This is a genomic window from Oceanobacillus caeni (assembly GCF_019037185.1).
Taxonomy (GTDB): domain Bacteria; phylum Bacillota; class Bacilli; order Bacillales; family Amphibacillaceae; genus Oceanobacillus; species Oceanobacillus caeni.
This window is the reverse complement of sequence record NZ_JAHHXM010000057.1, coordinates 1-12,098: the sequence shown is the minus strand read 5'-3', so window position 1 is coordinate 12,098 and position 12,098 is coordinate 1. Positions and strand designations below refer to the sequence as shown.

10 protein-coding genes are annotated in these 12,098 nt (G+C 38.1%); 7 read left to right on the top strand and 3 right to left on the bottom strand.

Annotated features, from left to right (window positions below; translation table 11 throughout):
* Positions 1-73: 73 nt before the first annotated feature.
* A complete protein-coding gene (locus tag KM885_RS17230; protein WP_216884316.1) occupies positions 74-709 on the top strand; it encodes an LCP family protein in 636 nt (211 codons plus the stop codon).
* A gap of 293 nt (positions 710-1,002) precedes the next feature.
* Positions 1,003-2,460: a carboxylesterase/lipase family protein gene (locus KM885_RS17225; RefSeq protein ID WP_216884315.1), complete on the top strand. Its 1,458-nt coding sequence runs from the start codon at positions 1,003-1,005 to the stop codon at positions 2,458-2,460.
* 155 nt (positions 2,461-2,615) lie between these two features.
* Here the strand turns inward: KM885_RS17225 and KM885_RS17220 are convergent, their stop codons facing one another.
* Together KM885_RS17220 and KM885_RS17215 are read right to left on the bottom strand one after the other, a co-directional pair.
* Positions 2,616-4,139: an FGGY-family carbohydrate kinase gene (locus KM885_RS17220; RefSeq protein WP_216884314.1), complete on the bottom strand. Its 1,524-nt coding sequence runs from the start codon at positions 4,137-4,139 to the stop codon at positions 2,616-2,618.
* Between the two features lie 21 nt (positions 4,140-4,160).
* Complete coding sequence (locus tag KM885_RS17215; protein ID WP_216884313.1) at positions 4,161-4,937, bottom strand: SDR family oxidoreductase; 777 nt, start codon at positions 4,935-4,937, stop codon at positions 4,161-4,163.
* A 208-nt stretch (positions 4,938-5,145) separates the two neighbouring features.
* On the opposite strand from KM885_RS17215, the gene KM885_RS17210 reads away from it, so the two are divergent.
* On the top strand, positions 5,146-6,270 hold the full coding sequence (locus tag KM885_RS17210; RefSeq protein ID WP_060669289.1) for an ROK family transcriptional regulator: 1,125 nt from the start codon (positions 5,146-5,148) through the stop codon (positions 6,268-6,270).
* A gap of 173 nt (positions 6,271-6,443) precedes the next feature.
* Positions 6,444-7,091: a hypothetical protein gene (locus KM885_RS17205; protein WP_216884312.1), complete on the top strand. Its 648-nt coding sequence runs from the start codon at positions 6,444-6,446 to the stop codon at positions 7,089-7,091.
* A gap of 106 nt (positions 7,092-7,197) precedes the next feature.
* Here the strand turns inward: KM885_RS17205 and KM885_RS17200 are convergent, their stop codons facing one another.
* Positions 7,198-8,478 carry a Na+/H+ antiporter NhaC family protein gene (locus tag KM885_RS17200; RefSeq protein WP_060669291.1) on the bottom strand — a complete coding sequence of 427 codons (1,281 nt, stop codon included), beginning with the start codon at positions 8,476-8,478 and terminating at the stop codon, positions 7,198-7,200.
* A gap of 398 nt (positions 8,479-8,876) precedes the next feature.
* Between KM885_RS17200 and aspA the strand changes: the two genes are divergently transcribed.
* The 3 genes from aspA to KM885_RS17185 form a co-directional block, all read left to right on the top strand.
* Positions 8,877-10,301: an aspartate ammonia-lyase gene (gene aspA / locus KM885_RS17195; RefSeq protein WP_216884317.1), complete on the top strand. Its 1,425-nt coding sequence runs from the start codon at positions 8,877-8,879 to the stop codon at positions 10,299-10,301.
* A gap of 190 nt (positions 10,302-10,491) precedes the next feature.
* Positions 10,492-11,067 (top strand): hypothetical protein, encoded by a 576-nt coding sequence (locus KM885_RS17190; RefSeq protein ID WP_047186492.1) that lies wholly within the window; start codon positions 10,492-10,494, stop codon positions 11,065-11,067.
* A gap of 153 nt (positions 11,068-11,220) precedes the next feature.
* The coding region (locus KM885_RS17185; RefSeq protein ID WP_216884311.1) for an ISLre2 family transposase at positions 11,221-12,098 on the top strand (878 nt) is incomplete at its 3' end.

Sequence of the window (12,098 nt, the reverse complement as noted above, 5' to 3'; positions counted from 1 at the left end):
AAATTCCTATTATTAATAATATTGACACAAAAGGTTTCGCTTGACTTTTTCCTGAAAACTTTATGCAACACTAGTGAAGAATTATAAAATCAATACCGCGTTTTATCTCGGTGGACCAGAATTGCTACGTGAAACCTTGAAAAACAACTTTGACTTAGATGTGGAATATTATGCCATCATTGATTTTACGGGATTTGAAAAAATGGTCGATGTTCTTGCGCCTGATGGTATTGAGATTGATGTTGAGAAAAATATGTCTGCTAATATAGGTGTTTCCCTAGATTCTGGCTTACAAAAGTTAAATGGAAAGGAATTATTAGGATATGCCCGTTTCCGTAAAGACGCAGAAGCTGATTTTGGACGGGTGAGACGTCAACAGCAGATTATCAAAACCATGAGCAACGAACTTCTTAGCACTAATGGTGCATTAAAGCTACCAAAGCTAATTGGTACAGTTCAACCATATGTTCAAACGAATTTTCAAAGCGCTGATCTATTTAATCTTGTAAAAGACATTGCACTAGAGCCGCCTCAGACCGTAGAAACATTAACCATACCCGTGGAAAACTCTTATACAAATGTAAGATATGAAGGGGTAGGAATGGCATTGGATATTGATTTTGAAGAAAATAAAGAGGTCATTAAATCCTTTTTAGAAGGGGATTCAACAGGCCTAGTATCAGGAGAAGATGCCGTTAGTGAAGGATAGGTGAGCTATAACTTTGATTGCTTCAAGGAATTGTGTGTTGTGATAGTGGTATGGGATTTTGGAAATAGTTTCCCTAACGTTATGCAAAATGATGCTAAGTCGTCATCCCTAATAATAATGCAGAAACACAAAAGTACAAGTCTCGATATACTTGGTATAAAGGTTGATTTACCTATAAATACTAATGTGGAAAGCAAAATGTACAGAGGTATCGCGTACAGGTTTCGTCCTTAAATGTCCACGAATACTTAAACATACCGTATAATAAAAATAAAGGATAAGGAGGGATTGGGATGACATCGGCAACATTTGTAAATACCACGTATGGTCAAGTTAAAGGGGAAAAGAATGAAAACGTTTATGTGTGGAAGGGAATTCCTTACGCGAAAGCACCTGTCGGATCATTACGTTTTCAACCACCTGAAGCGCCGGAATCATGGGATGGAGTTCTAGACGCAACCCAGTTTGGCCCGGTTGCACCTCAGCCGGATAGTGAGATAATGAATAATTTAGGAAATGACGCTGAAAGTTCTAGTGAAGATTGTTTAAACCTTAATATTTGGTCTCCTAGTATAAATAAAGATAAGCTCCGTCCTGTTATGGTTTGGATTCATGGGGGAGCTTTTATGAATGGTTCCGGTTCTAGTGGGTTGTACGATGGAACTTCTTTTGCAAGCTCGGGGGATGTCGTAGTTGTTACAATCAATTATCGATTAGGAATTTTAGGCTTTCTTCATTTGGGTGAATTGGCTGGTGAGGAGTATGCAACTTCAGGAAATTGCGGGATCCTTGACCAGATTGCTGCATTGAAGTGGGTTCAAGACAATATCGAAAATTTTGGAGGAGACCCTAACCGAGTTACTATTTTTGGAGAGTCAGCTGGAGCGATGAGTGTTGGCGTATTATTAGCCATGCCATCAGCAAAAGGTCTTTTCCGTCAAGCTATTTTACAAAGTGGCGCTGCGAGTAACGCTATTCGTTCACCTCAAGCTACAAAGGTAACGGAGAGAATTTTAACTTCCCTTGGTATTGGGCATGATGAACTTTCAAAATTGAGGGATATCCCAGTTGAAAAGCTTATAGAAGTGTCTAGCACACTTCCAATGATGAAGCTTATACCAGTAGTTGACGGAGTATCATTACCAAATGACCCAGAAGAAACTTTGGAAGATGGATTTGCAAAAGACATTCCTATACTGATTGGGGTAAATAAAGATGAGTATCGTCTATTTACCTTCTTTGATCCTAGATGGAAAAACGCTGAGCAAAGAGAAGTGGAGCAAATTTTTGAAAGCACATTTGGATCTGCCATGCCAGCTATTCAAAGCCAACTTTCAGAAAATGATACCTTGGATCAGGATTTGTACGATAAGTTAATGACAGCGCAAATTTTCACGAACCCAGCTTTAAAACTTGCAGAATATCAGGTAAGGCAGGGTGCACCTACTTATATGTATCGTTTTGACTGGGAAAGTCCTGTCGCGGCTGGTGGATTAAAAGCATGTCACGCACTAGAAATTCCATTTGTATGGAATAACCTCAACGAACCTCAGATCATCCAGTTAACAGGTAATTCTCCGGAGCGGGAGGAGATTGCAAAACAAATGCATCAAGCATGGATTGCATTTGCCCATTCAGGCAACCCGAATCACGAGGGGATTCCAAACTGGCCAGAATATATCCTAACCAAACAAGAAACTATGCTTTTTAATAAAGAAAGTAAGGTAGAGAGCAATCCTTTTGACGTGTAAGTGGGGCGTGTTACTTGAAATAATTTGTGAAGGGAAGCTGTCTGTTTTAACCTAGAAAAGGCTCTGACTGGTATAATTAATCGACATCATGAAAAACCTCACGAGTGGATTGTGAGGTTTTTACATCAAATTTTTGCAGTGTAACTTTTTATATTTCAAGAAAGTACCGTCAATTGTTTCATATCATGCTTTAAATGGTTATATACAGATTTGTAAACTTTATAATACTCATTGTATATTTGGTGATTCTGTTTATTTGGTATAATTTTTTCATCCAAAACTTGCCATTGCTTCACATCTTCATAAGATAGGAGACCTGTTCCAATACCAGCAAGCATGACATCACCCATGTTTGCTTCTACATCATTTACGGGACAGACAACTGGATAGCCAGTCACATCTGCAAAGATTTGTCGCCATAGTTTGGACTTTGTCACACCACCGGCGAGTAATATATATTCGCCCAGGTTTTCTCCGGTCGCTTCCATTGCATCTCTTAAAGAAAATGCAACTGCTTCCAAAAATGCACGGTAAATATGCGCCTTTGTATGCGCTAATGATAGGCCTACAATGGTTCCTTTTGCATCTGAATCCCAAATAGGACTTCTTTCACCCATAAAGTAGGGGAGTACAATTAACCCCTCGCTTCCAGCTGGAATGTCGACTGCCTGTTCATTTAAAATGTCATAGGCTTTTTCCCCGCCCGCTTTTTCCAATTCAATTTCATATTGACACATTGTTTGACGGAACCATTTTACAATTGCTCCGGCTGTGTTTGCACCTGCGAAGTAATAAGACAATCTTTTGGCATCATATAAGTATGGCCAAGCAATCAAATCTTTTCCTTTCACTGGTTTATCAGAAATTAATGCTGCACACATAGAGGTTCCAATAGCTGCTGCATAAATACCAGATTCAAATACACCAAGTCCGATATTAGCTGCTCCAGAGTCAATACCGCTCGCTATAACGGGCATTCCTTCAGAAACCCCTAATTCCTCGGCGATTTCTTTTGTAACTCCACCAACAATATCGGTTGATTCCACGATTTTTTCCGGCATCATCGAAAGGGGGATTCCCATTGCATCCATCATTTCTTTCGACCAGCATCTGTTATTCATATCAAAAATGCCACCAATATTTCCTGCAGAAGAATAATCTATAACAATCTCACCAGTAAGTTTATAAATAACATAGTCATTTGGTGGTAGAAAGAGTTTTGTTTTCTTCCAGTTTTCCGGTTCATTCCTTTTCATCCATAACATTTTTGTATAGCCGTAATAAGGATCGGCTCCATTATGTGTGATTTCACGGAGTTTATCTTCTCCGATATTATCTAAGACCCATTGTGTCTCTTCTTCAGCTCTGCGGTCCATCCAAATCATACACGGTCTAACTGGTTTCATTTCTTCGTCCAATGGTATCCCGGAACCACCATATAAACCACTAATGGCAATTCCACGAATTTTCTCAGCTGAAATTCCTGATTTTTTTACCGTATTTTTAATTGAAATTTTTGTTGCATCTAGCCAGACATCTGGCCACTGTTCAGCCCATAGATGCTTTGGAGTCAATACATCGTATTCTTGTAAATCTTGGGCAATTAGATTTCCCGCTGTATCCATTAAAATTGTTTTAGTACCAGATGTTCCAATGTCAGTTCCAAGTAAGTAGTTCATGATAATCCCCCTATATTACTATTAAATACATGTAAATGCTCCATCTACTACAAAGTCCGAGCCAGTCGTAAAGCTACTCGTATCTCCTGCAAGATAAACGCATATAGATTGAAGTTCTTCCGGTCTGCCCATTCGTCCGAGCGGTGCCATTTGATTCCATTGTTTAATCAATGGTTGTAAATCTGGAGAATTTAATGTAAGTTCTGTTCCGATATATCCTGGACTAATCGAATTTACACGTACATTTCTATCTGCCCATTCGACCGCAAGCGATTTGGTTAATTGTATTACTCCTGCTTTAGAGGCATTGTAGGAACATTGTGGTTGTGGAACGTTTACAATATGTCCTGACATAGAAGCTGTATTAATAATGGAACCCCCACCTTGTTTTAGCATGACTTTTCCAGCTGCTTGTGCGGTTAAAAATACACCTGAAAGATTAATATCTATTACTTTCTTCCACTGTTCAAACGTCATTTCTTCTGCTGGAACATTCATACAAATTCCCGCATTACAAAAAGCAACATCTAAACGGCCAAATTTATCTAATACTATATCAATCATCGCATTGACATCATCTGGATTTGTTACATCTGCTTGGATGGCAATCGACTTAATCCCATTATTTCTTTCTAGTTCTGTAGCTGTCTTTTTTGCTTCATCTATATCAAGGTCGATAATTGCTATATCTGCCCCTGCTTCAGCAAATGCAGTTGCAACACTTTTACCAATGCCTCTTGCGCCACCTGTTACAAAAATTTTCTTCCCATCAAGTCTCATTTTCTCAATAATCCCCATATTTATGTTCCTTTCCCTTTTGTGAATTATTTTTGTAAAACGGTTTTATAAAATTCATTTATATAATAAGGTTTTTTTCTAGGATAGTCAATAAGCTAAATCCCATGAATTCTGAAGAAATTGTTTTTGCACAGTCTAATATGATATATTTTAAACGGAATTAAATTAATGTATTTTATAAAATTATTTTATGTAATGAGGTATGTTCATGGATAATAACATCACTTTTAAAGATATTAAGAGAAGTAATTACTCATCCATTTACCATCTTATTTATCAAAAAGGGAAAATTTCTAAACAAGAAATCGCGAATCAACTTCATTTGAGTTTACCAACTATCACTCAGAATCTAGTACGGTTGGAAAAAGAGAAACTGATAGAGAAGAGTGGATACTTTCAATCTTCTATTGGTAGACGCGCAACTGCTTACGGGATATGTACTCGGGCTAAAATTAGCATCGGGGTGGAAATCCAGAAAAAACATGTGAAAATTTTAGCAATCGATTTGCGTGGAAGCGTATTTCAGCAAACGGAACTATCCATTCATTATTCTAATGTCGACCGTTATTACAAGGAGGTGAGCGAGGCTGTACAAGCTTTCATCACAACACTTGATGTGGATCAAGAACAGGTTCTCGGTATTGGTTTTGCCGTAGAAGCTTTAACATCAAATGATGGACAAAAAATAACTTACGGAAAAATATTACTGCCTACAGGGTTAGAAATTGATGCATTTTCCCAATATCTCGATTATCCTTGCGAGCTTGTTCATGATGCCAAATGCGCCGCAACAACAGAGTTGTGGGTAAGAAATGATATTGGCGATGCTGTTTATTTGTCTATTGGTATACATCTTGGGGGTGCGATTATTATAAATGATCAACTTTATATGGGGAAAGACGGCCACAGTGGTACAGTTGAACATATGATAATTAATCCCGAAGGCCCTCCTTGTTATTGTGGAAAAAGGGGTTGCATGGAAACCTACAGCTCTATAAGCGCGCTTCTAGAGGATGATGAATCATTAGATTACTTCTTTCAACAGGTACGTTCTAATGTCCCTTCTTATGCGGAAAGATGGAATGTCTTTTTAGATCATTTAGCGTTGTCAATCAATAATATACATCTTGTTATTAATCGAGAATTTATTTTAGGTGGCCATCTTTCTCCATACTTAAACGAAGAAGATATGGAAATTCTTCATGAAAAAGTTAACGAAAAAACGGCATTTCCAACGAATGAGCCATTTATTCATATTAGCCGTTCACCAGCAATGGGAGTTCCCAAAGGTGCTGCCATACCATTTGTTCAAACATTTTTGGATTCGATCTAATTGTGTGTGGATAATCATTTTGAGGAAGATACTTAGTTACTCCTAATCAGGAATTTCGGTATGTATTTGGTAAAAGTACTTATCAGAATTTTCTAACCTATCATTGACATATGTACACAATGAATATATACTCCGGATATATATTTACTGCGTAGATAAAGGGTGGGGGTAAAATGGACGTTATATTAGAATACCAGTGGGAAGTTTTTATCGGAATAGAAGTGCTATCATTAGTTTCCCTTTTGTTATTTGGGGTTGTTCGCTATGTATTTAATAAACAGAAACGAAGCTTATCCTTTTTATTTTTGTTTGTGTTATTGCTATTTCTAGAAGCTGCTTTGGCAATTTTTATTTATAGGGAAACTGGAGAATTTTCTACATTCCAAATCGTCATTACGATATTTGTTATATATGCCTGCACGTTTGGGATTAGTGATTTCAAGAAGCTAGATCGTTGGATGCGTTTAAAAATAGGGAATTGGCGAGGTACAGAGCTACTGACGGAAAAAGATAAGTACGTGATGAAGAAACAAAAAGATCCAAAGTATATTGCTAAGAAATATCGATACAGTTCTATGATCCATTTCCTGCTTTTTGTAATTGCGCAACTGATATTTTTGTCTTATAGCCTAGATAGTATGGAACAAGCAATACCATATTTAACAGACTTATCATGGATAGGTACAGAATATGTTGAAGAAACACCATATTCCAATGAAACCTTATATGGGATTTCGATGGTTTGGGGATTAGTTTTTATTGTTGATTTTATATATTCATGGTCGTATACCATCTTTCCATCCAAGCAGAAAGGTGAATAGATGATAAAGTTTCATGAAAAAGCCCTCTGCCGCATATGAATGCAGACAAAGGGCTTAAGCACCACCATCGTATGATAGAAAATTCCGGGATTCTGTTTTTATTTTCCTAGGCTCTCTTTTTTGCCGGATATCCAATAAGTATAGCGATGATTCCGCAAACTCCTATAAGAATTGGATAAAAAGAGTATTGCATAATGCTCACTGGTGATATTCTGGCTACGCTTGCGGCTGCCAAAAATTGAGCACCGTATGGCAGAAGGCCCTGGATTGCACAGGCAAAAATATCTAAAAGACTTGCGGATTTTCGTGGCTCAATTTCATACTGCTCTGCAATATTTTTTGCGAGTGGGCCAGCAATTAAAATAGCAATCGTATTATTAGCAGTCGACAAATCAGTTAGGCCCACGAGACCGGCAATACTTAATTCAGCACTCTTTTTCGATTTAATCTTCCGTGTCACAAGGTGAAGAAGATAGTCAATTCCGCCGTTAAATTTAATTACCTCTACCATTCCAGCTATTAATATGGCAAGAAAGGCAATTTCGTACATACCTGCCATTCCTTCACCAATCTTCTGCAAAAAGCTCATGACATGATAACTGCCATCCGCTAAGCCAACAGCCCCTGTAAGAGCAATCCCTGATGCCAAAACAAGGAAAACATTCATACCAGCTAACGCAAAAATAATAACTAAAACATAGGGGAGGATTTTTACCCAATTGTAGCTTACATGCTCTACTGATGTCGTTTCACCCATGGTAATTACCCCTAAAATTAGGCATGTTACAATAGCTGCTGGTAATACAATCCAAAAATTCACCTTAAATTTATCCTTCATTTCTGCACCTTGTGTACGAGCGGCAGTAATGGTTGTATCGGAAATAAAGGATAAATTATCGCCAAACATGGAACCGCCAATAATGGCCGCCATTACTAAAGCCATAGCAAGATCGGTTTGCTCGCTTATTCCAACTCCAACTGGTGCAAGTGCAACAATCGTTCCCACCGAAGTACCCATGGACAAGGAGATAAAGCAAGCAATAATGAATAAGCCTGCAACAAGCAGATTCTGAGGAATGAAAGATAAAGCAAAGTTAACAGTGGAATCCACTGCGCCCATACCTTCTGCCGCCTCTGAAAAGGCCCCAGCCAATAGGAAAATGACAACCATTAGCATGACATTTAAATTTCCTGCGCCTTGGCAAAAAATATCAACCTTACGTGCAAACGGTTCTTTTCGATTCATTGCTAGAGCCACAGCACCTGAAATGGCGATGGCGACAATGACGGGAAAGGCATAAAAATCACCAGTAATAATACCTGAACCAATAAATAAAATTAAAAAAACAACAAATGGGATCAGTGCCCATGGATTTCCTTGCTTCATTGTTTACCTCCAGATTAAAAACGGGACACATTTTTTGTCCTTTCTCACCCCGAAAAAAAAGGCCTCATCTTGGAACAACGAGGCCTTTTATCTATAAAAAACCTTATTTTTTGTCACATGAATAAAGATTACATGATTTTTATTCCTTTATCAACAATGGGAACCTAAAGTGTTCTTATATAAACTTAGATGAATGCTGGGTCAAATAAGATTGTCTGAATGGACAGATAATGGAGAATTAAAAGAAATAACCTATTTGATTGTAATTCTAAAAAGTATTTGTTGCTGAAGATTTATCTTATGTTATATTGTTAATGGATAGTCTATATTGGAAAATGTGAAGCAAAAATTATAGCTCCTCTTTTCCTTTTTTAAATATACTTGGGAGAGTGAAAATGATGTCCATCACGTTGAGTCAAACGAGAATTGAAAAAGATTTTTTAGGGCCTAGGGAAGTTCCAGCTGAAGCTTATTATGGAGTTCAAACACTTCGTGCGGTTGAAAATTTCCCCATTACAGGGTACCGTATTCATGAAGAATTGATTACGGCAATGGCCATCGTGAAAAAAGCTGCAGCGCTTGCAAACATGGACGTGAAGCGCCTTGATACTAAAATTGGGGAAGCAATCACTAGGGCAGCGGATGAAATGATTAAAGGTAAGTGGCATGATCAAATCATAGTTGATCCGATTCAAGGTGGCGCAGGGACCTCCACCAACATGAATATAAATGAAGTCCTTGCTAACCGCGCGCTTGAATTAATGGGAATTGAAAAAGGGGATTATTCCCATTGCAGTCCGAACACACATGTCAATATGTCGCAATCGACGAATGATTCCGTACCATCAGCGATTCATATTGCTGTACTTCGACTATTAGAGAAGTTATTGGAAACCATGGAGGATATGCATTCCGTATTCCAGCTGAAAGCCGAAGAATTTAACCATGTCATTAAAATGGGACGCACCCATCTTCAAGATGCTGTGCCAATAAGACTCGGTCAGGAGTTTGCGGCTTATAGTCGTGTAGTGGAACGCGATATAAAACGGATTAAACAATCGCGCCTGTATTTATATGAATTAAATATGGGCGCAACAGCTGTTGGTACCGGTTTAAACGCAGATCCCCGTTATATAAAATTAGTTGTATCACACATCGCCGATATTAGCGGTCTTCCGGTAGTTGGCTCCGAACATCTTGTTGATGCAACGCAGAATACAGATGTATTTACAGAAGTTTCATCAGCATTGAAAGTTTGTATGACTAATATGTCAAAGATAGCGAATGACTTACGTTTAATGGCCTCAGGTCCAAGAGCCGGTTTAGGTGAAATCAGTTTACCTGCAAGACAGCCTGGCTCTTCCATCATGCCTGGTAAAGTAAACCCAGTTATAGCGGAAGTAATTAATCAGGTGGCGTTTCAAGTTATAGGTAATGACCAAACCATCAACCTTGCATCTGAAGCAGGCCAGTTTGAGTTGAACGTCATGGAGCCTGTACTCGTATTTAATTTATTGCAATCAATCAGTATGATGAATAACGTTTTCCGTACTTTTACAGACAATTGCTTAAAAGGAATAGAAGCCAATGAAGCAAGATTGAAAGAGTATGTGGAAAAGAGTGCCGGACTTATTACTGCGGTTAACCCTCATATTGGATATGAAGCAGCATCCAACATTGCACGCGAGGCAATACTAAACGGGACTTCTATCCGAGAACTATGTTTAAAATACGATGTATTAACAGAAGAGGAATTAAATTTGATATTAAATCCAGATGAAATGACACATCCTGGAATCGCTGGTGCCGAATTACTGAAGTAAAATAGCCTTTTATATTAGATATATACCAGGTAAAAGGTCCCCTACTATACGAATAGTTTTGTATAGGAGGGGACTTTTTTCGTGTATTTCTTTATAGTCTTTTTTACTAACTATTTTTTATAAAATAATGAAACCTCTGTTCATATTATTCGTATTAAAGTTGAATTCATGGCAATGGGAGGAACTAGTTTTGATTGAAATGCGTGAAAAAGAAGATCTGAAATACTCAAACGATATTCCGGGATGGGCAAGAATTGTTCAAATGATTATATTATGGTTCTTATATTTGATCGGAATTACAGCATTTGGCTTCGGGATTTTATTAATCTATTGGCAACAATGGTTTGGCGTAATTGCTTGTTTTGCTGTGAGCGGTTTTATTTTATGGGCTAGCTCTATTATTAAAAAATCCAACAAGATGTATTCCGACATTGACCTGAAATGCGAATTGCAAGAAGAAGGTTATTATACATACGTTCAGAATAAAAAAACAAGAGAGGAGTGGAAACAATTCGTTCCATTCGAACAAATGCAAGAAGTATTGATCGCTCGGACAACCCGTTATCAGTCTAAGGGCTCGGATCAGCTAGGTTATCACATTATTGGGGCTAAAATGATTATGAAAGGCACGGATGAGCAGGGACACCCGCAATATTCCTTATTCGGTTTGGAAGATTCTAAAAAAATGGAAGAATGGGTCCAGCGATTTAACGCACTTCCGAAAGAAATCTCCCTCTTCAAGCGTGTGAAGGGCGTAGCCCAATGATAAGGGGGAGATGAATTTCGGTTGGGCGACAGCCCCAAGGCCTATGTGTAAAATAGTTCTCGGGGATTTGAAACAAAATTCTAGAAAAAAAAGAAAAGGCGCTCTATCATAAATGTATGCTTACCGGCAAATACATTAGAAAGAGGCCTTTTCATGAATACAATTATATCAAAAATCAGCGAATTATTAAAGGATACAAATGATTTAATTGACTTTGAGGAACATGTTCAAATTTATGTATATGATCTCCTTACTAAACTGATGGGGAGCGTATTTACACAACTTAATCAAACGATAAAAAGAAGAATGCAAAGTAAGGGTTGGACGGTTGAACGAGAAGATGAAAAGACAATTCATTTTATCTTTGGGGCAGTTCGTTTTACGCATACATTAATGCACGATATCAATGGGAAAGCGCATTATCCTTTTGATGAGTGGGTTGGATTTAGAAAATATCAGCGACATAGTCCTTTAGTTGAAGTAAAAGTGGCGGAGTTGGCTAGTGAGAGTACGTACCGAGAAACTGCACGCATATTAAGTGAATGGACTGCCGTGAATCTTAGTCATACGACGGTGGGAAGTATGGTGAAGCGTGTAGGAAAAGCACAAGCGCAAGCTGATGAAGAATTGTTAGCTGAATTAGAGGAAGCTGCCTATTTACCAAAGGGGAAAGAATTGGAATTTTTATTTGCCGAGGCAGATGGTGTATTTGTGCGTGGGACTAAGGAAAAAACAAGTCATGAAGTACATCATGCAGTGATCCATGAAGGTTGGATTAAAAATGGAAAGCGCGTATCCCTAAAGAATCCACAAGTTATTATGACAACCAAACCAACAAATGATTTTTGGAAAGAAGTCCAGGCGTTTACAGCTAGTCATTATTCCTTAGAAAATACACAAGTTGTCACCAATAGTGATGGTGGTCCCGGTTATACGGCAGAACGTTTTCAAGAGGCTTTCTCACAGTCTAGTTATCCTGTTTTAAATCAATTGGATTCCTTTCACATTTCTAAAGCACTGAATCGAACTTT

Coding starts and splice junctions, on each gene's coding strand:
- KM885_RS17220 (WP_216884314.1), bottom strand. CDS start 4,139: ATGAACTACTTACTTGGAACTGACATTGGAACATCTGGTACTAAAACA.
- aspA (WP_216884317.1), top strand. CDS start 8,877: ATGTCCATCACGTTGAGTCAAACGAGAATTGAAAAAGATTTTTTAGGG.
- KM885_RS17210 (WP_060669289.1), top strand. CDS start 5,146: ATGGATAATAACATCACTTTTAAAGATATTAAGAGAAGTAATTACTCA.
- KM885_RS17200 (WP_060669291.1), bottom strand. CDS start 8,478: ATGAAGCAAGGAAATCCATGGGCACTGATCCCATTTGTTGTTTTTTTA.
- KM885_RS17225 (WP_216884315.1), top strand. CDS start 1,003: ATGACATCGGCAACATTTGTAAATACCACGTATGGTCAAGTTAAAGGG.
- KM885_RS17205 (WP_216884312.1), top strand. CDS start 6,444: ATGGACGTTATATTAGAATACCAGTGGGAAGTTTTTATCGGAATAGAA.
- KM885_RS17215 (WP_216884313.1), bottom strand. CDS start 4,937: ATGGGGATTATTGAGAAAATGAGACTTGATGGGAAGAAAATTTTTGTA.